The following is a 21,313-nucleotide window of genomic DNA, read 5'->3' as shown; positions in this document are numbered from 1 at the left end:
GCTCCTTCTGGTGGGGGGAATTCCCAGTGTATTGACATGTGAAATACACAACCTGTTGATATCGCGAGTGCGATCACCACGCGCTCCGGTGCGGGCCGCCGCCGGGTACGCTGACGCGGTGCCAGACTTCGCCGACCTCTTCCGCCGACGCGACGACGACGCGCCCGACCTCATCGCGATCGACGGCACCGACCGCTTCCTGCTCGACGAAGCCCCGCACGTGCACGGCGACGCGCTCCGGCAGCCCGGCGAGGTCGCGGTCGTCGACGACCGGTACGGGGTGCTGACGCTCGGCCTCATCACGCAGTACGGCGCGAGCGACATCCGCGTCGTGCAGGACTCCCTGGTGGGGGAGCGGGCGCTCGAGGCCAACGCCGGAACGTTCGGGCTGCGCGGCTTCCACCACCCCGACTCGCTCGAGGACGCGTTCCGCGACGTGCGGCTCGTGGTGCTGCGGCTGTCGAAGTCGCACGATCGCCTCGACGAGATCGCCCGCGCCGTCGCCCGGTTCGCCGCGCCCGACGTGGTGCTGCTCTGCGGCGGCAACGTGAAGTACATGCACGTGACGCAGAACGACGTGCTCCGGCGCTCGTTCGGCGAGGTCACGGCATCACGAGGCCGTGGCAAGTCGCGACTGCTCATCGCGCAGGACCCGCTCCGCGCACAGGCGAACCGCGCCGCCACGACGAACCCCTGGCCCCGGTCGGTGCACGTCGACGACCTCGGCATGACCCTGGTCGCCCACGGGGGTGTGTTCGCCGGGACGTCGCTCGACCAGGGCACGCGGGTGCTGCTCGACGCGATGGACCAGGCGGTCCCGACCGCGCGCACGATCGTCGACCTGGGAAGCGGCAACGGCGTGATCGCGGCTGCGGTCGCTCGTCGGCGACCGTCGGTGCGGGTGATCGCCACCGACGTGTCCCGCATCGCGGTCGAGTCGACGCGCGCGACGGCGGAGGCCAACGGCGTGGCCGACCGGGTGACGGTGCTGCGGACCGACGCAGGCGACGAGCTCGCCGAGGGGTCCGCACAGCTCGTGCTCTGCAACCCGCCGTTCCACGCGGACACCACGGTGACCACGGACACGGCCGAGGCGATGTTCCGGAACGCGGCCACGATCCTCCAGGCCGGTGGTGAACTGTGGTGCGTCTGGAACACGCACCTGCGCTACCGGCCGGTGCTCTCGCGCCTGGTCGGTCCGACCCGTGAGGTCGTCCGGACCCCGAAGTTCACGGTGACGGCCTCGGTCGCGACCAACCGCTGACCGGCCACGGACGGCGAGAGCCGCCCGGGCTGACCCGGACGGCTCTCGCGACGTGGTGCGGTGGGGGACCGATCAGGCCGGCACGTAGTCGAACGTGTCGGGGTCGGGGCCCGTGCGGTGACCCTTGTCGAGGGCGGTGATGTCCGTCATGTCCTCGTCCGAGAGCTCGAAGTCGAAGATCGCGAAGTTCTCCTCGACGCGGGCACGCGTGACCGACTTCGGGAACACGATGTCGCCGCGCTGGATGTGCCAGCGGAGGACGACCTGGGCCGGGGACTTGCCGACCGACGAGGCGACGCGGGTGATGGTCTCGTCGTCGAGGACGAGGCCCTGCGCGATCGGGGACCAGGCCTCGGTCGCGATGCCGAGCTCGCGGTTCACGGCGCGGAGCTCGTCCTGCGCGAGGTACGGGTGCACCTCGATCTGGTTGACCGACGGCGGGACGTCGGTCTCCGCGCGCAGGCGGTGCAGGTGGTGCGCCTGGAAGTTCGAGACACCGATCGAGCGGGCGGTGCCGGCGTGGTACAGCTCCTCGAGGGCCTTCCACGTCGGGACGAAGTCCGAGACGGTGGGCAGCGGCCAGTGGATGAGGAACAGGTCGGTGTAGCCGCCGAGCAGGTCGGCCGACTTCTTGCCGTTCTCCAGCGCCGCCTCGGGGGCGTGGAAGCCGTTGTTGAGCTTCGAGGTGACGAAGATCTCGGAACGGTCGATGCCGGACTCGGCGATCGCCTCGCCGACCTCCTTCTCGTTGCCGTACATCTCGGCGGTGTCGATGTGGCGGTAGCCGACCTCGAGCGCGGCCAGTGTGGCGGCCTTCGTCTCGGAGGGGTCGATCTGGAAGACACCGAAGCCGAGCTGCGGGATGGTCTTGCCGTCGTTCAGGGTGATGTTCGGAACGGTCATGGTGTCATGCAACCAAACGCCCCTCAGCGCCCATTCCGCCAACACCCAGGAACGGCGACCCCGGGCGTGCCGTTCAGGCGAGCGCAGCCGTGATGTAGGCCTGGAGGGCCTGGCCGTACGCGATCGCCGGCACCTCGGACGCGAAGCTGCGGTCGGCCCCGCCGATCGTCGCCGTCACGGTGAAGACCACGCGACCGCCGACCTGCACGCGGGTCAGTCCGATGAACGACGGCCCGAGCAGTTCGCGCAGCTGGTCCTCACGGGGGAGCCAGAGCGACTCGGTGGCGGTGACCGAGTCGAGCGCCCACTCGGTGGTGCCGTTGAAGCCGAGGATCGTGCCGGTGGGGGAGTCGTGCCGCTCGACGGTCATCTCGGACACCGTGTAGACGTCGTCGTCGATGCCGGGCTTGTCGATCACGAACCGGTCCCCGGTCTCGGGGTGCCAGCGGAGGCCGGCGTCGCGGAGGGACCTGGCGAGTTCGACGGTGATCACGTTCCCACCTTGCCCGCGAGACCCGCCCCTGTCACCACCTAGGTTGCCGAAAGCATCCCGTACTAGCATCGCCGAGCACCCCTCGCGCGAGCGCAACCCGTTCGTGCGCGCGACGTGACGACGCCCGGGCAACCGGTGCCGAGCCTCCAGGCCGTGGGAACCGGCCGCGGGTCGGACCGCCGGTCGACGTCCCCGACCGAGGCTGACGGACACCCTGCCGCCGAAGAGAAGGACCCGCATGACCCTCGAACGCGAGGAACTCCGCGACGACTGGACCGTGACGATGGCCGGAGGAACCGGTGCGCCGGACGGCGTCGCGGGCCGCACCCTCCCGGCGACGGTGCCGGGCCAGGTCCACACCGACCTGGAGCGGGAGGGCCTGCTGCCGGACCCGACGTTCCACCTGAACGAGCAGGCCGCGAAGTGGGTCGGCCGCGCCGACTGGGCCTACCGCCGCACGGTCGACGTCGACCCGCGGGGCCACGAGCGCGTCGACCTGGTCTGCGACGGCCTGGACACGGTCGCGGAGCTCAGCCTGGACGGCGTCGTCGTGGGCACGACCCGCAACATGCACCGCCGGTACCGGTTCGACGCCTGGGTGCAGACGGGGTCCGGCGGCACCACGAAGGACCTCGAGATCCTGTTCGAGTCGCCCTACCGCGAGGCCGGCCGGGTCGCCGCGAAGGCCGGCAGCATGCCCGGTCCGTACGACGAGCCGTTCCCGTACGTCCGCAAGATGGCGTCGAACTTCGGCTGGGACTGGGGTCTGACGGCGGTCACGAGCGGCCCCTGGCGGCCGGTCGCGATCGAGCGCTGGTCGACCGCGCGCCTGCGCGAGGTCCGCCCGCTCGTCGACGTCGAGGCCGGCGAGGGCGTGCTCGACGCGCACATCACCGTCGAGCGCTCGGGCATGAACGACCTGGACCAGGACGGCGAGGACGACGACCTCGTGCTCGTCGTCACCGTGAGCGGCGAGACCGAGGACGGCGGCACCACGCGCCAGCGGTCCCGCGCGCAGCTGACCCCGAAGGACGACGAGACCGTCGTCACCGTGCGCGTGCCCGAGGCGCGGCGCTGGTGGCCGCGCGGCTACGGCGCGCAGCCGCAGTACGACGTCGTGGTCGAGCTGCAGACCGTCGACGGCGAGGTGCTCGACCGCGACACGTTCCGCACCGGGTTCCGGTCCACCCGCATCGAGACCCAGGTCGACGGCATCGGCCGCCCCTTCGCCGTGCACGTCAACGGCACGCTCATCGACGTCCGGGGCGTCAACTGGATCCCCGACGACGTCATCGTCTCGCGCGTCGACCGTGCCCGACTCGAGTCCCGGCTGGGTGCCGCGGCCTCGCTCGGCACGAACCTCGTGCGCGTCTGGGGCGGCGGAGTGTACGAATCGCGCGACTTCTACGAGGTCTGCGACGAACTCGGTCTGCTCGTCTGGCAGGACTTCCCGTTCGCGTGCTCGGCCTACCCCGAGGTCGAGCCGATCCGCAGCGAGGTCATCGCCGAGGCACGCGACAACGTCGCCCGGCTCGCCCGCCACCCCTCGCTGGTGGTCTGGAACGGCAACAACGAGAACATCTGGCTGCACGACGCCGACGGCTGGGGTGCGGAGCTGGGCGATCGTGGCTGGGGACTCGACTACTACCTCGACCTGCTGCCGACCATCGTCGACGCGGTCGACCCGTCGCGCTTCTACACGGTCGCGTCGCCGTGGTCCGGCTCCGAGTCGCTGCCCGCGAACGAGGTCGACCACGAGACGCACCACTCGTGGGACGTCTGGAACCGGCTGCCCGACACCGCCTACCGCGAGTCGGTGCCGCGGTTCGTCTCGGAGTTCGGCTGGCAGGCGCCGCCCGCCTGGCGCACGCTGCGCGACGCGGTCACGGACGCGCCGCTGCGGGTCGACTCGCCCGGTGTGGTCCACCACCAGAAGGCCGCGGACGGGATGGCCAAGCTGGCCCGCGGGCTGGAGCCGCGCTTCGGCGCGGTCGACCCGGCCGCGTTCGACGCGTGGCACTACCTGACGCAGCTGCAGCAGGCGCGGGCGATCGCGACCGGCATCGAGCACTGGCGCACGCACTGGCCGCGCAACACCGGCGTGGTGGTGTGGCAGTTGAACGACCTGTGGCCGGTGTCGTCGTGGTCGGCGATCGACTCTGCGGGGCGCCTGAAGCCGCTGGCGCACGAGCTGCGCCGCCTGTACGACGACGTGCTGCTGACGATCCGTCCGGTGTCGTCGGTGGCGGTGACGCCGGGTGCGGCCGGTACCGCTGGTGCGTCGGGCGCGGTCGCCGCGTCGGGTGCGTCGGGTGCGTCGGGACCGTCGGGTGCGGAGCGGACTGGAGGCCCGGATCACCCGGGTGCGTCGCCTGCGGTCGGCGAGACGGCCGATTTGGGCGAGCTCGCGGACACGCTCTCGCTGGGCGTCTCACCCGGTGCGTTCGGGTCCTCGCCCGTCGAGGTGGCCGTCCGGTCGACCCGCACCGGGCACGACAGCGTGGTGCGGGTGCGCCGGATCACCACGGCCGGCACGATCCTGGCCGAGGCATCGCTGCCGGTCCGGCTGTCGTCGGCCGGCGTCGCGGTCGTCGCCCTGCCCGAGTCGGTCGGTGTCGTCGACGACCCGGCCAACGAGCTCATCATCGCGGACATGGACTGGCGCCGCGCGGTCTGGACCCCCGGTCCCGACGCCGCGATGCGGTGGGAGCCCGCGCGCTACCGGACCTCGTTCGCGGTGGTCGACGGTGGCCTGGACCTGACCGTCGAGGCCGACTCGCTCGTCCGCGACCTGCTGGTGCAGCCGGACCGGGTCGCGGCCGACGGCACGGTCGACCGCGGGTTCATGACGCTGCTGCCCGGCGAGCGGGTGGTGTTCCGGCTCGGCGGTGTGACCGAGGCCGACATCCCGGCGCTCCGCGAGGCGCCCGTGCTGTGGAGCATCGACGGCGTCCTGCGGTGACCGGAGCGCTTCCCTGGGCGAACGGTGTCCGTTCCGGGGGCCGGCCTGGGCATCCGGGGGCGGGAGAGTTACGATGGGGGGACACGGACTTCCGCCGCGGTGATCGACGACGATCAGCGGACGGCGACCAGTTCCAGATCAAGGAGTCATGATGATTGGTAACCTGACCGGCCTTCACCTGCTGATCATCCTCGGGATCGTCATCCTGCTGTTCGGCGCGACCAAGCTCCCGGCGCTCGCCAAGGGCCTCGGCCAGTCGATCAACATCTTCAAGAAGGAGATGTCCGACGACGAGAAGAAGGCCCAGGCCAACGGCACGGCTCCGGACGGCACCGTGCAGAACAGCACCGTCCAGAACGTCCCCGCCGAGCCCGCCGCCGGTCCGGTCCTGAACCCGGGGCCGACCGCGCAGCCGAACACCGACTCCCGGCGTTAGGACACCCAGCCCCGTCCTGTCGGCAGCCCCCGCGACCACATCGGTCGCGGGGGCTTCGTCGTGCGGGATCGACCGCGGGGTACCCGGTGCCGCAGGATGAGCACATGACCGCTCCCGTTCCGGCCCCCGTGCCGCACGGCGTCGCGCCGCTCCGGGACGACCGGCGGATCGTGCTGGTGGTGGCGATCCTGGCGTCGTTCGTCGTCGGGCTCGACTCGAGCGTCGTGAACGTCGCACTCCCCGCGATCCGGCAGGAGCTCGGCGGCGGACTCGTCGTGCAGCAGTGGGTCGTCGACGCGTACCTGGTCACCCTCGGCTCGCTCATCCTGGTCGCCGGCAGCCTGTCCGACCTGTTCGGCCGCGTCCGGATCATCACGTGGGGGCTCGTGGTCTTCGGCATCGCGTCCGTGGTGTGTGCGATCGCCCCGACCGGCGAGGTGCTCATCGTCGCCCGGGCGCTGCAGGGCGTCGGCGGGGCGCTCGTCATGCCGAGCGCGCTCGCCCTCATCGTCGCCGCGTTCCGCGGGGCGGCGCAGGCGAAGGCCATCGGCACGTGGACGGCGTGGTCGAGTGCAGCCACGATCCTCGGTCCCGTGGTCGGCGGGCTCGTGGTGGACGGCATCGGGTGGCGGTGGGTCTTCGTGCTCACCGCGGTGCCGATCGCCGTGACGATCCCGCTGGTCCTGCGCATCACCGGTGACGTGCACCCCGCCGTCCGCCCGCGCATCGACGTCGTCGGGGCCGTGCTCGCCGTGGTCGGTGTCGGCGGTGTCGTGCTCGGCCTCATCGAGCAGGAGCGGTTGGGGTGGGGTGCGCCCGTGGTGGTCGGCGCGCTCGTGCTCGGCGCCGCCGCACTGGTGGCCTTCGTGCCGTGGGAGCTCCGGGTGACGCGGGCCACGGGTTCGCCGCTCGTGCCGCTCGAGCTGTTCCGGGCGCGGAACTTCACGGTCGGCAACCTCGCGACGCTGTCCATCTACGGGGCGCTCGGCATGGTGTTCTTCGTCGTCACCCTGTTCCTGCAGGAGGTCTGGCGGTTCCCGGCCTGGCTCGCCGGCCTCGCGACGCTGCCGCCGACGATCATGCTGCTCGCGCTGTCCACCGCCGTCGGGTCCTTCGCCGGTCGGTACGGCCCGCGGTGGTTCATGGCCGCCGGGCCGGCGGTGGGCGCGGTCGGGGCGCTCCTGCTGCTGCTCGCCGGCGACGACCCGAACGGCTACTGGTGGTCGGTGTTCCCCGGGTTGGTGCTGATCGGCGTGGGCATCGCCCTGATGGTCACGCCCCTGACCAGTGCGGTGCTCGGATCGGTGCCGCAGTCCGAGGCCGGGTCCGGTTCGGCCGTGAACAACGCGGTCGCGCGGATCGCCGGACTCGTGACGGTGGCACTGGCCGGCGTGGTGCTCGGCGGTGAGGTGAGCGTCGACGGGCTGCACCGGGCCATGGTGGTGATGGCGCTCCTGCTGGCGGCCGGTGCCGTCGTCTGCGCCGTCGGGATCCGGAATGCCCCGGAGCGCACGTAAGTTGAGTGGAGTAGACTCAACTCCAGGACCACCGCAACGAAAGGACGGAACGCATGGCGAACCTCCAGGGCGCTCCTGACTCGCAAGAACGACAGAAGACCGCCCTCGAGCAGTACGGCATCGACCTCACGGCGATCGCCCGCAGCGGCAAGCTCGACCCCGTGATCGGCCGCGACTCCGAGATCCGGCGCGTCTCCCAGGTGCTCACGCGCCGCACCAAGAACAACCCCGTGCTCATCGGCGAGCCCGGCGTCGGCAAGACCGCCGTGGTCGAGGGGCTCGCGCAGCGCATCGTCGCCGGGGACGTCGCCGACTCCCTCAAGGACAAGCGGCTCATCTCGCTCGACATCTCCGCCCTCATCGCCGGCGCCAAGTACCGCGGCGAGTTCGAGGAGCGGCTCAAGGCCGTGCTCAAGGAGATCAACGACTCCGACGGGCAGGTCATCACGTTCATCGACGAGCTGCACACCCTGATGGGTGCCGGTGGCGGCGAGGGCTCCGTCGCGGCGTCGAACATGCTCAAGCCGATGCTCGCCCGCGGTGAGCTCCGGCTCATCGGTGCGACGACCCTCGACGAGTACCGCGAGTACATCGAGAAGGACGCCGCGCTCGAGCGTCGCTTCCAGCAGGTCTACGTCGGTGAGCCCAGCGTCGAGGACGCCGTGGCGATCCTCCGCGGGCTCAAGGAGCGCTACGAGGCGCACCACAAGGTGACGATCAACGACTCCGCACTGGTCGCGGCCGCGAGCCTGTCGAACCGGTACATCTCCGGGCGGCAGCTGCCCGACAAGGCCATCGACCTGATCGACGAGGCCGCGAGCCGACTCCGCATGGAGATCGACTCCAGCCCCGTCGAGATCGACGAGCTGAAGCGGAACGTCGACCGTCTGCGTGTCGAGGAGTTCGCGCTCAAGCAGGAGAAGGACGACGCCTCCAAGGCCCGCCTCGAGACCCTGCGCAACGAGCTGCACACGCGCGAGGAACGGCTGGCCGAGCTCGAACAGCGCTGGCAGGCCGAGCGCGCGAGCCTGAACCGGATCGGTGAGCTCAAGCAGCAGCTCGACGACCTGAACATGCGGTCGCAGCGAGCCCAGCGCGAGGCCGACTACGAACTCGTCTCCCGGCTGGAGTACGGCGAGAAGCCCCGAATCGAGGCCGAGCTCGCCGCCGCCGAACAGGCCGAGAGCGCCGACCGGATGGTGAACGACAGCGTCACCGACGAGGACATCGCCGCCGTCATCGCGCAGTGGACGGGCATCCCGCTCGGCCGACTGCTCCAGGGCGAGACCGAGAAGCTCCTGCACCTCGAGAGCGAGCTCGGCCGCCGGATCATCGGGCAGCGCACCGCCGTGACCACCGTGTCCGAGGCCGTCCGTCGCACCCGCGCCGGCATCTCCGACCCGGACCGCCCGACCGGTTCGTTCCTGTTCCTCGGACCGACGGGTGTCGGCAAGACCGAGCTGGCCAAGGCGCTCGCCGAGTTCCTGTTCGACGACGAGAAGGCCCTCGTCCGCATCGACATGAGCGAGTACGGCGAGAAGCACTCCGTCGCCCGCCTGATCGGTGCTCCGCCCGGGTACGTCGGGTACGAGGCCGGTGGACAGCTCACCGAGGCGGTCCGCCGCCGTCCGTACTCGGTGATCCTGCTCGACGAGATCGAGAAGGCCCACCCCGAGGTGTTCGACGTGCTGCTGCAGGTGCTCGACGACGGGCGGCTGACCGACGGCCAGGGGCGCACGGTCGACTTCCGGAACACGATCCTCGTGCTGACGTCGAACCTGGGGTCGCAGTTCATGACCGACCTGTCCCTGAGCGACGCGCAGCGGGAAGAGGCGGTCCGTGAACTCGTGCAGCAGGCGTTCCGGCCGGAGTTCATCAACCGGCTCGACGACATCGTGGTGTTCCAGGCCCTGACGGCCGACGACCTCGGGCAGATCGTGTCGCTCTACGTCGACCGGCTGGCTCGTCGCCTGACCGACCGCCGACTCGAGCTCGCCGTCACCCCGGAGGCGCGCGGCTGGCTCGCGGAGCGCGGGTACGACCCGCTGTACGGCGCGCGGCCCCTGCGTCGCCTGATGCAGCGGCAGATCGACGACCGGTTGGCACGCGCCATCCTGTCGGGTGACGTCCGTGACGGCGACACCGTCCGGGTGGACGTCGCCGCGGACGGCGACGGCCTGACCGTCGAGCCCTTCGAGCTGGCCGAGATCGTCGAGGAGTAGCCCACCACGACGGACAGGAGGCCCGTCACCGGTTCCTGGGACCGGTGACGGGCCGTTCGTCTACCGTCCACGGCATGCCTGAGATCCGCGCGATCCGTCGCCTCACCGACGCCGTCGAGCACGCGAGCGTGCTCGACAAGGCCGTCGACATCGACCGTGCCGTCGTGAACGCCCTCGCCAAGCCGAAGGCGCTGCGCCAACTGCTGCACGGTGTGCCGTTCGGCCACCCGATCCACCCGCTCATGGTGCAGGTGCCGCTCGGTGCCTGGATCTCCGCCGCGGTGCTCGACCTGGTCGGCGGGAAGGGCAACGCGAAGGCCGCCAAGACCCTGGTCGGCGTCGGGGTCGTCTCGGCGAGCAGCGCCTCGGTCGCCGGCTACGTCGACTGGTCCGAGCTGAACCGCGAGCAGCTCCGCACCGGATGGGTGCACCAGGCCGTGAACTGGACCGGCCTGTCGTTGTACGGCCTGTCGTGGCTGCAGCGGAAGCGCGGCAACCACGGCGCGGGCAAGCTGCTCGGCTTCGCGGGTCTCGCCGTCGTCAGTGTCGGCGGATACCTCGGCGGACACCTGTCCTACCGGCAGCGTGCCGGCGTCAGTGACCACGGTGAGGTGCCGTTCGACGCCTGATCCGGTTTCCCAGGTCCGTCAAAGGTACGTCACGTGTGATGTATCGATGCGCGTACTCGTGGTGGACGACGAACGGGCCCTCGCCGACCTGGTCGCGACGGGCTTGACCCGGCAGGACATGGCGGTGGACGTCGCCTACCGCGGCGACGACGCCGACGAGCTGCTGGCGGTGCACGACTACGACGTCGTCGTGCTCGACCGTGACGTCCCCGGGCTGCACGGTGACGAGGTCGCACGGCGGCTCACCGCGCGCGGCGCGCTCACCCGGATCCTCCTGCTCACCGCCGCGACGACGTTGAGCGACCGTGTGCACGGGCTCGAGCTCGGTGCCGACGACTACCTGACCAAGCCGTTCGAGTACCCGGAACTCGTCGCCCGGGTCCGCGCGCTCGGTCGGCGGAGCGTCACACCCGTCGCCCCGGTGCTCGAGCGTGCGGGGTTCGTCGTCGACACGAACCGGCGGATGGCCACGCGCGACGGGCGGCCGCTCAACCTGACCTCGAAGGAACTCGGGGTGCTCGAGACCCTGCTCCGCGCGGACGGCAGGATCGTCTCCGCCGAGCACCTGCTCGAGAAGGTCTGGGACGTGAACACCGACCCGTTCACCGCCGCGGTCCGCGTGACGATGTCGAAGCTCCGCCGGAAGCTCGGGGACCCCGACCCGATCCGCACGGTGCCCGGCCAGGGCTACGCGCTGTGAGCCGGTGGGCCAGGGGCTGGAGCATCCGCACCCGGACGGCCCTGACGTTCGCGCTCGCGGCCATGGCGCTGGCGACCGGGGTCGTCCTGTTCACGAACACCATGTCGCTGGCCGGTGTCGGTGCCGGCCTCGACACCGCGGCCGTGCAGCGCCCGCCGTCCGGATCGCCGGGTGCCACGACCGCTCCGGCGCCGATCGAGGTCGACGGAACCGACGACGACGGTGCGGTGGCGGTGATCCGGCTCGTGGCCGTGCAGCAGTGGCAGTGGTCCGCGATCGGGATCGCGGGTGCCGGGGTCGCGGCCGGGGGCATCGGCTGGCTCGTCAGCCGCCGGGTCCTCCGGCCCATCGACCGGATCACCGCGACCACGAACCGCATCTCGGCGTCGAACCTGCACGAGCGCATCGCGCTGGACGGTCCCGACGACGAGCTCCGGCGGCTCTCGCACACCGTCGACGACCTGCTGGCCCGCCTGGAGACCGCGTTCGAGAGCCAGCGCCGGTTCGTCGCCCAGGCGTCCCACGAACTCCGGACGCCCCTGGCGGTGCAGCGCGCGGCGGTGCAGATCGGCCTGCACGACGACGCCGACCCCGCGGAGGTCCGAGCGGTCCGGGCGGAGCTGCTGGAGCAGAACCGCCGCACCGAGCGGTTGGTCGAGTCGTTGCTCGTGCTCGCCGAGGCCGATCGTGGCCTGGCGGGCGCGACGCGCGCCGTCGACCTCGACGAGGTGACCGCCGAGGTCGTCGCGGGAGCGGCCCGGGACGCGGCCGAGGCGGGGGTGACGCTGACCCACGAGTGCTGCACCGGGCCTCCCGGCCTGGTCGTCCCGGGGGAGCCGACGCTGCTGCGGCAGCTGCTCGGCAACCTGGTCGGCAACGCCGTCGAGTACAACGAACCCGGCGGCACCGTCCTGGTGACCACGGAGCCGGACGGGTTCGTCGTCGAGAACGGTGGGTCGGTGGTCGCGGCGGACGAGGCGGAGTTGCTCGTCGAACCGTTCCGCCGCGGCGGGACGGACGGCGCACGCGGCCAGCACAGCGGTCTCGGGCTGTCGATCGTGGCCGCGATCGTGCACGCGCACGGGTGGCGACTGTCGATCGCCGCACGGCCGACCGGCGGGCTGCTCGTCCGGGTCCGTGTTTCGTCGGTGCAACCCGACGTGCACGGGGGGCGAAACAGCCGTTCCGGTGTGCTGGAGGCATGAACCACACCACGAAGACGACCACCCGGCGCACCCGGTCCCTGATGAGCGCGGCCGCTGCCGTCGTCCTGCTGCCCCTGTTCCTGGTCGGCTGCTCGGACGCGTCACCGGACGCCGACACGACGACGGCGTCCGGTGGGGCGGCACCCGGCGTCGCCCTCGCCGAGTGCATGCGCGACCGGGGCTACGACATGCCCGACCCCGGCACCGGGGGCGGGTCGATGCAGCTCAGCGCACCCGACGGCGTCGATCCCGAGCAGTACCAGGAGGACCTCAAGGGCTGCCTCGACGACTCCGCAGCGGCCGGCGACGCGCAGGCCGCGCAGCCGATGCCGGGCAGCGAGGAGATCGCGAGGAGTACGGCGGAGTGCCTGCGGGAGCAGGGGTTCCCGGACTTCCCGGACGACCAGGAGGCGCAGAACCGGTTCCAGCCGGACGACCAGCAGGCGTTCGACGAGGCCGCCCACACCTGCACCGACGCGGCCTTCGAGGCCGTCCAGGGCGGAGCCGGGTCGTGACCCACCGGCGCGTCCGTCGCCGGGTGATCGTGTCGGTGTGCCTCGTCGCGGCGGTGGCCGCGGGCGGCGGCGCGTGGGCCCTCGCCACGGTGCCGAGTGGTCCGGGAGCCTCGGCCAGCAGCGGGTCGCGAGGCGACACCGCGCCGACCGGAGCCACCGCCACGGTCACGCGCGGCGACCTGACCGACTCGAAGGTGTTCGCCGGGACGCTCGGGTACGGCGCGGCGACGGGGGTGCCAGGTGCCGCCGCCGGCACGATCACCTGGCTGCCCCGCGCCGGTGACGTCATCGAACGCGACGGGGCCCTGTACGCCGTCGACGAGCGGGACGTCCGGTCGATGTACGGCACCGTACCGCTCTGGCGGGACCTGGAACGGGGGCTGCAGGGCGCCGACGTGCGGCAGCTCAACGAGAACCTGGCCGCGCTCGGGTACGACGTGTCCGTCGACGACCGGTTCGGCCCACGGACCGAGCGAGCCGTCCGGCAGTGGCAGCAGGACCGCGGACACGAGGTGACCGGGGTGCTGACGGCGGACGACGTCGCCTTCGTGGACGGCGCGGTCCGGGTCGCCTCGGTCGACGGTCGGCTCGGGGAGCGGATCGCCGGCGGAGCGGGAGCGGGCGCCGGTGGCGCTGGTGGTGGCGCGGGTGCGGCGGCCGGCGCGGGTGCGGCGGGCGACGTCCTGCAGGTCACGAGCACCCGGCGCGTCGTCGCGGCGACCGTTCCCCAGCGCGACGCCGAGCGGCTCGCGGTCGGCACCGACGTCGAGGTCCGGGTGAACGGCGCTGGGGCGGCGATGCCCGGTTCCGTCGTCGACGTGCAGCCCACGACGAGCGAGGACGGCGGCACGGCCGTCGACGTCTCGGTGTCGTTCGACCCGGGGAAGCGCACGTTGCCCGCGGCAGCGTCCGCGCAGGTCGACGCGAAGGGCACCACCGAGCGCGACGTCCTGTCCGTGCCGGTCGCCGCACTCGTCGCGGGCGCCGGCGGCCGGTACGCCGTCGACGTCGTGCAGGGGGACGGCACGACGGAGCGGGTCCGGGTCGAGCCCGGCTTCAGCGCGGACGGACGGATCGCGGTCACGGGTGACCTGGCCGCCGGCGACCGCGTGGTGGTGCCCGGATGAACGCCGCCGTGCTGCGATCCGCCGCCGTGCGGCCCACTGCCGCCGTGCTGCCGCCGGACTCCGTCCTGTCACTCCGGGACGTCACGAAGACCTACGGCGACGTCGGGGCCCTGCGCGGGGTGTCGCTCGAGGTCACCGCGGGTGAACTCGTCGCGGTCGTCGGCCCGTCGGGGTCGGGCAAGTCGACGATGCTCAACGTCGTCGGGACCCTCGACCGTCCCACGTCCGGCACGGTGACGATCGCCGGCAACGACGTCGCGACGATGTCCGACGACGCCCTGTCCGGACTCCGTGCTGACCACATCGGGTTCGTCTTCCAGCACTTCCACCTGCAGGCCGGCGCGACCGCCACCGAGAACGTCGCCGACGGCCTGCTCTACCAGGGCGTACCCCGGCGCGAGCGGCACCGGCTGGCGGTCGAGGCCCTGGGGCGCGTGGGCTTGGCGCACCGGGTGGACCACCGACCGCACCAGCTCTCCGGCGGGGAGCGCCAACGCGTCGCCATCGCGCGGGCCGTCGTCGGCGACCCGACGATCCTGCTCGCCGACGAACCGACGGGTGCGCTCGACACAGCGTCCGGTGCCGCGGTGGTCGCGCTCCTGCGCGAGCTCAACGCGGCGGGCACGACGGTCGTGGTCATCACGCACGACCTCGACCTGGCGGCGTCGCTGCCACGACAGGTCCGGATGCGCGACGGCATGATCGAGCCCGAGGTCGCCCGATGAGCCGGCGTCGGTCCGTGGGCGCGGTCGACCTGCTCCGCCTCGGCGTCTTCGGGCTGCGGACCCGGCCCGGACGTGTCGTGCTGTCGGCGCTGGGCATCGCGATCGGCATCGCGGCGATGCTCGCGGTCGTCGGGATCTCGTCGTCGAGCAAGGCGAAGGTCGACCAGGTGCTCGACACGCTCGGCACGAACGTGCTCACCCTCACCCAGGCGCAGGGCCTCGGCGAACCGGTCCCGTTGCCGTCCACCGCACTCGAGTCGGTGCTGCGGCAGGACGACGTCGAGTCGGCCGCCGCCGTCGGTACCGTGCCGGACACCGGCGTATACCGGAACGACCGCGTGCCGACGCCCGAGACGAAGGGCCTCGGGGTGCTCGCCGCGTGGGGCGACGTGCCACGGGTCCTCGGCGGGCAGCTCGCAGCCGGGCGGTGGATCGACGACGCCGCCGGGGCGCCGCCGCAGGTCGTGCTGGGGGCACGGGCGGCCGCGGTCCTCGGCATGGAGGACCTGCATCCGGACAGCCGGGTCTGGATCGGCGGGCAGTGGGTGCAGGTGGTCGGGGTGCTCGACCCCGTCGCGCTCGCCGAGGACCTCGACTCGCGGGTGTTCGTGCCCCGCGGGTTCGCCGGGCAGCTGGGCTTCGACGGGGCCCCGACCGCGGTCTACACGCGCGTCGACCCGGCGCACGTCGAACGGTCGCGGGACCTGCTCGCCGGTGCGGTCCGACCCGGGGCACCGCAGGACGTCGGCGTGACACGGCCGTCGGACGCGCTGGCCGCGAAGGACGCCACGGACGACTCCTTCACCGGGCTGCTGGTCGGCATCGGCGGGGTGGCCCTGCTCGTCGGGGGCATCGGGGTGGCGAACACGATGGTGATCACCGTCCTGGAACGCCGCGCCGAGGTCGGCGTCCGCCGTGCGCTGGGGGCCCGTCGTCGGAGCATCCGCGACCAGTTCCTGGTCGAGTCCTTGCTGCTGTCGTTCCTGGGCGGCTTGGCCGGCGTCGTGCTCGGCGTCGCGGTGACGGTCGTCTTCGCCGTCACGCAGGGCTGGCCGGTCGCACTGCCGGTGTGGGCCGTCGTCGGGGGACTCGGTGCCACGGTCGTCATCGGCGGGGTCTCCGGGCTCTACCCGGCGGCACGCGCGGCGCGGATCCCGCCGACGTCCGCCCTGGCGGCCGTCTGACGCGTGCGGTGGACGCGCGCACGGGAGGCCCGGTGCCGGTCCGCCCGACCGGCACCGGGCCTCCAGACGGTCGCTTCCACACGCCGGACGCGAGTAGCAGATCATGCCTGGTCATGACCACCTGGTCAAGCATCTGCGTCGATCTGTTCGACATCCGTGATGCCCCGGAAACACGCGGATCGAAAGCGGTCACAGGGACCGATCCAACGGTTGACAAGGGGCCGTACAGGGTCTTCTATTGCGAATACGCAACGTCCTTTCATAAAGGTCGGACCAAGGGAGTCATCGTGACACGAACGCGTTTCGCCGCACTCGGTGCGCTCGCCCTCGCAGGCGCGCTCGCCCTCACCGGGTGCTCCGCCGGGAGCAACGCCGCTTCCGACGGCGGCACGAAGTCCATCGGCACACCCGATGGCACGGGCAAGACCATCACCGTCTGGATGATGAACGGCGACCTGAGTGACAAGGTCCTCGACGCCGCCGGCAAGCAGTTCACCGCCGACACCGGGGCGAAGGTGAAGATCCAGACCCAGCAGTGGGACGGGATCACCACCAAGCTCACCACGGCGCTCGCGCAGAGCGACGCCCCCGACGTCGTCGACCTCGGCAACACGCAGGTGCCGGTCTACGCGGCCGCCGGCGGGTTGACCGACCTGACGCCGTACCGCGACGAGCTCAAGGACGGCCAGACCTGGCTCACCGGGCTCGAGGGTCCCGCCACCGTCGACGGCAAGCTCTACGGGGCGCCGCTGTTCGCCGGCAACCGGGCCGTGGTCTACGACAAGCAGGTCTGGAAGGACGCCGGTGTGACCGACGTGCCGACCACCTACGACGAGCTCACCGCCGACCTCGACAAGGTCAAGGCCGCCAACCCGGCCAGTGACTTCTCCGCCTTCTACATGCCCGGGCAGTACTGGTACGGCGGGCTGCAGTGGGTCTGGGACGCCGGCGGCGAGATCGCCACGGACAAGGGCGGCAAGTGGACCGGCACGCTCGACTCCGCGGACGCGGTCAAGGGGCTGACCGCCTGGAAGGACTTCCAGAACGCGTACTCGGCGAAGTCCACCCAGGACATCAACACCGACAAGCCCTCGCAGAGCGACGTCTTCGCGCAGGGCAACACCTCGGCGTTCCTCGGGTCCGCCTGGGAGATCGGCTCGATCACCACGGCGAAGCCGGAGCTCGCCGACCGCATCGGCACGTTCCCGATGCCGTCGTCCACGGCGGGGAAGACGCAGCCGGTGTTCCTCGGTGGCTCCGACCTGGGGATCCCGGCCAAGGCGGAGAACCAGGAGCTCGCGCTCTACTACCTGAAGATCCTGACGTCGAAGGAGTTCCAGCAGGACCAGGTGTTCGGGGTCGACGGCTGGGAGCCGAACTCCACCGAGCTGCTCGACGCGGTCGCCGGCGACGTCGACGAGCTGCACAAGCCGTACTTCGAGGCGGCCGGCACGAGCCGACCGACCCCGGCCACCCCGGGCTGGGCCACCATCGAGGGTGACGCCTCGTTCCAGTCGATGTTCGCCGACGTCGCCACCGGCCGGAAGTCGCCGGAGCAGGCCGCCGAGGGCTTCTCGAAGCACCTCACGACCGCGCTGAACGCGCAGCCGTAGGCGATGACGTCCACTGCGGAGCCGGTGACCGACGCGGAGCAGCCCGCGCCGGTCACCGGCGGGCAGGCCGGCGGACCGGTTCAGGGTCCGTCGCGGGGTTCCCGTCGAGGCGGGCGGGGCACGGGTCGTCGGTCGCCGGTCGGGTCGCGGGCGCCGCTCGTCCTGCTGGCCCCGGCGGCGCTGCTGCTCCTGGCCCTCGTCGTCTACCCGCTCGTCCGGCTCGTCGTCATCTCGTTCCAGGACTACGGGCTGCGGGCGATCTTCACCGGGCAGGCCGGGTTCACCGGGCTGACGAACTACACGGACGTCCTGACCGACGCGTCGTTCTGGCCGGTCATCCTGCGCACCGTGCTCGTGACGGGCGCGATGGTCCTCGGCACGATCGTCATCGGCATGGGGGTGGCGCAGCTGCTCACCCGTCTCGGGGTCGCGATGCGCACGGTCGTCAGCGTCGTGCTCGTGCTGGCCTGGGCGATGCCGAACGTGGCCTCGAGCCTGGTCTGGCAGTGGCTCTTCCAGCCGTTCTACGGCGTGCTCAACTGGCTCATCACGCAGCTGCGGGTGTTCGGCGACCACACGCAGGACAACTGGGCCTCGCATCCGGGGCAGGCGTACACGATCGTGCTGACGCTCGTCATCTGGCAGGCCGTGCCGTTCGTGGCGCTGACGCTGTACGCCGCGCAGTCCCAGATCGCGCCGGAGTACTACGAGGCCGGTGCGCTCGACGGGGCCTCGGTGTGGACGATGTACCGCGCGATCACGCTGCCGGCCCTCGCGCCGACGCTGCTGCTCGTGTCGATCCTGTCGGTGATCTGGGACTTCAACGTCTTCAACCAGATCTGGCTGCTCACCCGCGGCGGACCGGAGGAGGCCACGCTGACCCTCGGCATCTGGACCTTCGTGCAGTCGTTCGTGTCCAACGCCTACGGGCAGGGCGCGGCGATCGCCGTGATCTCGACCCTGATCCTCGGGGTGCTCACCAGCTACTACATCCGCCGGCTCGTCCGCAGCGGTGAGGAGGACCTGTGACCGTCTCGAGAACGGCGCCCCGCGCGGGCAGCGTCTCCGCGCCGGGCCCCGTGCGGGTGCGCAAACGCAAGCCGCGCATCGTCGCGAACACCATCGCCGTGGTGTTCTGCCTGGTCTGGGTGTCCCCGATCTACTGGATGGTGAACACGGCCTTCAAGCCCGCCGACGAGGTCACCACGATGACCCCGATCTGGGCGCCGCTGCACCCGACGCTCGACAACTTCACGCGGGCGCTCACGCAGGAGGGCTTCCTCGTCTACCTGCGGAACTCCACCATCGTCGTGGTGGCGGCCGTGCTGCTGTCGATCGTCGTCGGGTTCCTGGCGTCGGCGGCACTGTCGCGGTTCCGGTTCCGCGGACGGCGGGCGATCCTGGTCGCGATCCTGTTCGTGCAGATGATCCCGTCGGGCGCACTGCTCATCCCGCTCTTCCTGTCGTTCCAGACCCTGGGGCTGCTAAACAGCTACGTCGGGCTGATCCTGGCGTACGTGGCGAGCGTGCTGCCCTTCTCGATCTGGGTGATGCGCGGCTTCTTCGTGGCCGTCCCCGTCGAGATCGAAGAGGCCGCGAAGGTGGACGGCGCCGGCACCTTCCGGATCCTGTGGAGCGTGCTGTTCCCGCTCGTCATGCCCGGGGTCATCGCCACGAGCGTGTTCGCGTTCATCGCGGCGTGGAACGACTACCTGATCGCGTACGTGATGCTCAAGGACCAGGGGATGTACACGCTGCCGGTCTGGCTCGCCGGGTTCTCGACGAACAAGGGCACGGACTTCGGTGGGCTGATGGCGGCGAGCGTGCTGTTCTCGATCCCGGTCGTGGTGTTCTTCCTCATCGTGCAGCGCCGGCTGGTCAGCGGGATGACTGCGGGTGCCGTGAAGGGGTAGCGCTCGGACGGCCGGCACCTGTGGACGTGTTGGTTGCATGTCGGAACGGTTGCGTTCTTGTGGGTTTCAGACGTACAGTGCTCGAAACCCAACGGAACGAAGGAGTTCGGGCATGTACGCAACCGAGCGGCACACCGCCATCGCCGCCGAGCTGCAGTCCGCCGGTCGTGTATCGGTCGCCGGTCTGGCCGAGCACTTCGACGTCACCACCGAGACCGTTCGCCGTGACCTCGACGCCCTCGAGTCCGCCGGGGTCCTGCGCCGGGTACACGGGGGAGCGGTCCCCGTCGGCCGCTCGAGCGTCGTCGAACTGAGCGTCGCCGAGCGCGAGGGCCAGCACGGCACCGCGAAGTCCGCCATCGCCCGCGCCGCGATGCGCCTGGTGCCGCCGACCTTCACCGGCTCGATCGCCCTCGACGCCGGCACCACCTGCGCCGCCGTCGCCTCCGAGCTCGCCCGCTGGGAGCCCGAGGTCGCCGGCTCGACCATCACCGTCATCACGAACTCGGTGCCGATCGCCGCGACCCTGCAGCACAGCGAGCACCTCGAACTGCACCTGCTCGGCGGCCGCGTCCGTGGCGTCACGAGCGCCGCCGTCGGCACGGCCACCGTCGAGCAGATCGGCGCGCTCCGGCCCGACGTGGCGTTCATCGGCACGAACGGCCTGTCCGCCGGCTTCGGTCTGAGCACCCCGGACGAGTACGAGGCCGCCGTGAAGGGCGCCTACGTGCTCGCCGCCCGACGGGCCGTGGTGCTCGCCGACGCCGCCAAGCACGGCGTGGAGGCCCTGATGCGGTTCGCGCGCCTGGACGAGATCGACACGCTCGTCACCGACGAACAGCCCCCGGCCGACCTCGCCGGTGCGCTCGCCGACGCCGACGTCGAGGTGGTCGTCGCATGAACGCCCGCATCGTCACGGTCACCCCGAACCCGTCCCTCGACCGCACGATCGAGCTCGCTGGCGAACTGCAGCGCGGCGCCGTCCAGCGTGCGACCCGGTCCACCGCGGAACCCGGCGGCAAGGGCGTCAACGTCTCCCGCGTGGTCGTCGCGAGCGGTGGGGACACCGTCGCCGTCCTGCCCGGCGACGAGCTCGACCCGGTCCTGCTCGGCCTGGCCACCCGCGGCATCCCGACCGCCGCGCTGCCGATCGGGGCGCCCCTCCGCTCGAACGTCACCGTGACCGAGCCGACCGGCACCACGACGAAGCTCAACGAACCCGGCCCCTCGCTCGCCGGCCGCCTCGACGATCTCGCTGCCCTGGTCGCCGACACCGCCGCTGCGACCGCGACCGGCCCCGCCGCACGCTGGGTCGTGGTCGCCGGGTCGCTGCCGCCCGGTCTGACCGACGACGCGCTCGCCGTGCTCGTCCGGGCCGTCCGTGCCCGCCACGGTGCCGACGTCCGGATCGCCGTCGACTCGTCCGGGGTGCCGTTCACCGCGCTGCTGCAGTCGGGCGAACGGATCGACCTGGTGAAGCCGAACGCCGAGGAACTCGCCGAGGTCGTCGGCGGCGACCCCGAGGAGTACGAGCGCGACCTCGACGCCGCGGTGGCCGGAGCCCAGCGGCTGCGGCGGAAGAACGTCGGCACCGTGCTACTCACCCTGGGCAGCGCCGGCGCCGTGCTGGTCTCCGACGAAGGGGCGTTCGCCGCCGCTGCACCGAAGATCGTCGCCCGGTCGACGGTCGGCGCGGGGGACTCCTCCCTCGCCGGCTACCTGCTCGCCGAGGTCGCCGGAGCCGCACCCGAGCAGCGTCTCGCACAGGCCGTCGCCACCGGTGCCGCGGCCGCAGCCCTGCCCGGCAGCGACGTGCCGGCACTCGACCACACCGACCCGACGGCGGTCTCCGTCCGGGTGCTCCACACGCACCCGGCCCCCGAACCCGCCTGATCCCCTCCCCAC

Annotated in this window: 19 protein-coding genes; 17 read left to right on the top strand and 2 right to left on the bottom strand. The window is 71.7% G+C overall.

Features of this window, described 5'->3' with window-relative positions; all coding sequences use genetic code 11:
- Window positions 1-118: 118 nt before the first annotated feature.
- Complete coding sequence (locus DEJ04_RS02805) at window positions 119-1,264, top strand: class I SAM-dependent methyltransferase (protein WP_071404391.1); 1,146 nt, start codon at window positions 119-121, stop codon at window positions 1,262-1,264.
- A 72-nt stretch (window positions 1,265-1,336) separates the two neighbouring features.
- On the opposite strand, the gene DEJ04_RS02800 is transcribed toward DEJ04_RS02805, so the two are convergent.
- Together DEJ04_RS02800 and DEJ04_RS02795 are read right to left on the bottom strand one after the other, a co-directional pair.
- Window positions 1,337-2,167, bottom strand: coding sequence for an aldo/keto reductase (locus tag DEJ04_RS02800; RefSeq protein ID WP_111046181.1), 831 nt, complete (start codon window positions 2,165-2,167; stop codon window positions 1,337-1,339).
- Between the two features lie 73 nt (window positions 2,168-2,240).
- Window positions 2,241-2,660 (bottom strand): hypothetical protein, encoded by a 420-nt coding sequence (locus DEJ04_RS02795; protein ID WP_027464885.1) that lies wholly within the window; start codon window positions 2,658-2,660, stop codon window positions 2,241-2,243.
- A gap of 238 nt (window positions 2,661-2,898) precedes the next feature.
- Here DEJ04_RS02795 and DEJ04_RS02790 point away from each other — a divergent pair, with 238 nt between their 5' ends.
- The 16 genes from DEJ04_RS02790 to DEJ04_RS02715 all read left to right on the top strand — a co-directional run bounded on the left by DEJ04_RS02790 (window position 2,899) and on the right by DEJ04_RS02715 (window position 21,301).
- Window positions 2,899-5,622 carry a glycoside hydrolase family 2 protein gene (locus tag DEJ04_RS02790; protein ID WP_111046180.1) on the top strand — a complete coding sequence of 908 codons (2,724 nt, stop codon included), beginning with the start codon at window positions 2,899-2,901 and terminating at the stop codon, window positions 5,620-5,622.
- 151 nt (window positions 5,623-5,773) lie between these two features.
- Window positions 5,774-6,058, top strand: coding sequence for a twin-arginine translocase TatA/TatE family subunit (tatA, locus tag DEJ04_RS02785; RefSeq protein ID WP_111029830.1), 285 nt, complete (start codon window positions 5,774-5,776; stop codon window positions 6,056-6,058).
- A gap of 104 nt (window positions 6,059-6,162) precedes the next feature.
- Complete coding sequence (locus DEJ04_RS02780; protein ID WP_111046179.1) at window positions 6,163-7,575, top strand: MFS transporter; 1,413 nt, start codon at window positions 6,163-6,165, stop codon at window positions 7,573-7,575.
- Window positions 7,576-7,628: 53 nt separating this feature from the next.
- A complete protein-coding gene (locus tag DEJ04_RS02775) occupies window positions 7,629-9,797 on the top strand; it encodes an ATP-dependent Clp protease ATP-binding subunit (RefSeq protein ID WP_111039430.1) in 2,169 nt (722 codons plus the stop codon).
- Between the two features lie 74 nt (window positions 9,798-9,871).
- Window positions 9,872-10,426: a DUF2231 domain-containing protein gene (locus DEJ04_RS02770; protein WP_071404319.1), complete on the top strand. Its 555-nt coding sequence runs from the start codon at window positions 9,872-9,874 to the stop codon at window positions 10,424-10,426.
- A gap of 46 nt (window positions 10,427-10,472) precedes the next feature.
- Window positions 10,473-11,126, top strand: a complete 654-nt coding sequence (locus DEJ04_RS02765) for a response regulator transcription factor (protein ID WP_111046178.1) — start codon at window positions 10,473-10,475, stop codon at window positions 11,124-11,126.
- Window positions 11,123-12,331, top strand: a complete 1,209-nt coding sequence (locus tag DEJ04_RS02760) for a HAMP domain-containing sensor histidine kinase (RefSeq protein ID WP_111046177.1) — start codon at window positions 11,123-11,125, stop codon at window positions 12,329-12,331. The genes DEJ04_RS02765 and DEJ04_RS02760 overlap by 4 nt, the downstream gene beginning before the upstream one ends.
- Entirely contained in the window at window positions 12,328-12,846 is a 519-nt protein-coding gene (locus tag DEJ04_RS02755) for a hypothetical protein (protein ID WP_111046176.1), read from the top strand. The genes DEJ04_RS02760 and DEJ04_RS02755 overlap by 4 nt, the downstream gene beginning before the upstream one ends.
- Entirely contained in the window at window positions 12,843-13,973 is a 1,131-nt protein-coding gene (locus DEJ04_RS02750; protein ID WP_111046175.1) for a peptidoglycan-binding protein, read from the top strand. The genes DEJ04_RS02755 and DEJ04_RS02750 overlap by 4 nt, the downstream gene beginning before the upstream one ends.
- On the top strand, window positions 13,970-14,698 hold the full coding sequence (locus DEJ04_RS02745; protein WP_258371288.1) for an ABC transporter ATP-binding protein: 729 nt from the start codon (window positions 13,970-13,972) through the stop codon (window positions 14,696-14,698). The genes DEJ04_RS02750 and DEJ04_RS02745 overlap by 4 nt, the downstream gene beginning before the upstream one ends.
- Complete coding sequence (locus DEJ04_RS02740; RefSeq protein WP_181437712.1) at window positions 14,695-15,882, top strand: ABC transporter permease; 1,188 nt, start codon at window positions 14,695-14,697, stop codon at window positions 15,880-15,882. The genes DEJ04_RS02745 and DEJ04_RS02740 overlap by 4 nt, the downstream gene beginning before the upstream one ends.
- A gap of 287 nt (window positions 15,883-16,169) precedes the next feature.
- On the top strand, window positions 16,170-17,495 hold the full coding sequence (locus DEJ04_RS02735) for a sugar ABC transporter substrate-binding protein (RefSeq protein WP_220035541.1): 1,326 nt from the start codon (window positions 16,170-16,172) through the stop codon (window positions 17,493-17,495).
- 3 nt (window positions 17,496-17,498) lie between these two features.
- Entirely contained in the window at window positions 17,499-18,524 is a 1,026-nt protein-coding gene (locus tag DEJ04_RS02730) for a carbohydrate ABC transporter permease (RefSeq protein ID WP_111046172.1), read from the top strand.
- On the top strand, window positions 18,521-19,408 hold the full coding sequence (locus DEJ04_RS02725; RefSeq protein WP_258371287.1) for a carbohydrate ABC transporter permease: 888 nt from the start codon (window positions 18,521-18,523) through the stop codon (window positions 19,406-19,408). Before DEJ04_RS02730 ends, DEJ04_RS02725 begins: the two co-directional genes overlap by 4 nt.
- Window positions 19,409-19,520: 112 nt before the next feature.
- On the top strand, window positions 19,521-20,309 hold the full coding sequence (locus tag DEJ04_RS02720) for a DeoR/GlpR family DNA-binding transcription regulator (protein WP_071404329.1): 789 nt from the start codon (window positions 19,521-19,523) through the stop codon (window positions 20,307-20,309).
- Window positions 20,306-21,301 (top strand): 1-phosphofructokinase family hexose kinase, encoded by a 996-nt coding sequence (locus DEJ04_RS02715; RefSeq protein ID WP_111046171.1) that lies wholly within the window; start codon window positions 20,306-20,308, stop codon window positions 21,299-21,301. The genes DEJ04_RS02720 and DEJ04_RS02715 overlap by 4 nt, the downstream gene beginning before the upstream one ends.
- Window positions 21,302-21,313 lie beyond the last annotated feature (12 nt).

It is taken from the genome of Curtobacterium sp. MCLR17_044 (genome assembly GCF_003234435.1).
Lineage (GTDB): Bacteria > Actinomycetota > Actinomycetes > Actinomycetales > Microbacteriaceae > Curtobacterium > Curtobacterium flaccumfaciens.
The sequence above is the reverse complement of the archived record's forward strand: the minus strand, read 5'-3'. Positions and strand labels throughout refer to the sequence as shown.

Excerpts from the sequence above, each read along its gene's own strand:
- DEJ04_RS02800 (WP_111046181.1), bottom strand. The coding sequence starts at position 2,167 with ATGACCGTTCCGAACATCACCCTGAACGACGGCAAGACCATCCCGCAG.
- DEJ04_RS02790 (WP_111046180.1), top strand. The coding sequence starts at position 2,899 with ATGACCCTCGAACGCGAGGAACTCCGCGACGACTGGACCGTGACGATG.
- tatA (WP_111029830.1), top strand. The coding sequence starts at position 5,774 with ATGATTGGTAACCTGACCGGCCTTCACCTGCTGATCATCCTCGGGATC.
- DEJ04_RS02780 (WP_111046179.1), top strand. The coding sequence starts at position 6,163 with ATGACCGCTCCCGTTCCGGCCCCCGTGCCGCACGGCGTCGCGCCGCTC.
- DEJ04_RS02775 (WP_111039430.1), top strand. The coding sequence starts at position 7,629 with ATGGCGAACCTCCAGGGCGCTCCTGACTCGCAAGAACGACAGAAGACC.
- DEJ04_RS02770 (WP_071404319.1), top strand. The coding sequence starts at position 9,872 with ATGCCTGAGATCCGCGCGATCCGTCGCCTCACCGACGCCGTCGAGCAC.
- DEJ04_RS02765 (WP_111046178.1), top strand. The coding sequence starts at position 10,473 with ATGCGCGTACTCGTGGTGGACGACGAACGGGCCCTCGCCGACCTGGTC.
- DEJ04_RS02755 (WP_111046176.1), top strand. The coding sequence starts at position 12,328 with ATGAACCACACCACGAAGACGACCACCCGGCGCACCCGGTCCCTGATG.
- DEJ04_RS02745 (WP_258371288.1), top strand. The coding sequence starts at position 13,970 with ATGAACGCCGCCGTGCTGCGATCCGCCGCCGTGCGGCCCACTGCCGCC.
- DEJ04_RS02740 (WP_181437712.1), top strand. The coding sequence starts at position 14,695 with ATGAGCCGGCGTCGGTCCGTGGGCGCGGTCGACCTGCTCCGCCTCGGC.
- DEJ04_RS02730 (WP_111046172.1), top strand. The coding sequence starts at position 17,499 with ATGACGTCCACTGCGGAGCCGGTGACCGACGCGGAGCAGCCCGCGCCG.
- DEJ04_RS02720 (WP_071404329.1), top strand. The coding sequence starts at position 19,521 with ATGTACGCAACCGAGCGGCACACCGCCATCGCCGCCGAGCTGCAGTCC.
- DEJ04_RS02715 (WP_111046171.1), top strand. The coding sequence starts at position 20,306 with ATGAACGCCCGCATCGTCACGGTCACCCCGAACCCGTCCCTCGACCGC.